The following is a 490-nucleotide window of genomic DNA, read 5'->3' on the forward strand; positions in this document are numbered from 1 at the left end:
GGATCATACCCGTCGAGCCGGAACCAGCGCCGCTACCGATTGTTCCGCCGGATCCCCCCGTCAAGGAGCCGGAACCGGATCGGCTGCCGGACGAAGAGCCACTTCCCAATCCGGACGAAACCCGCAAGCCGCCCGTCATCAACCTCTATCACTAAGCCGATGCAAGCAGCGCCCGAAAGGACGTCTAGGGATCGGCAGATCATTGGAGAAAGACAATGGTGTTCAAGCCGCAGGCATTCAATGGCCGGAACGTCAACCCGGTTGATCTCGAAGCCAATCCGATCATGGCCATGGAAACGCGCGTTGCCGATGCATTGGCCCGCGCCGCCGATATCGACGCCGCGGAGGTCGTCGTCATAGCGGCCGGCACGGCGATCGTGCTGAAGGGCACCGTCACCTATCCAGAAGAGATCGAGATTGCCGAGGATATCGCCTCGCGCGTGACAGGTGTCGCCTCGGTCGATAACCGCCTCTCCGCGGTGATCAGCAA

General features: G+C 61.6%; 1 protein-coding gene. It reads left to right on the plus strand.

Features of this window, described 5'->3' with window-relative positions:
* Positions 1-215: 215 nt before the first annotated feature.
* On the plus strand, positions 216-490 hold a 275-nt coding region (locus AC1D0P_RS28645; protein WP_477679830.1), incomplete at its 3' end, for a BON domain-containing protein.

The sequence above is a fragment of the Polaromonas sp. P1_G2 genome, from assembly GCF_056405515.1.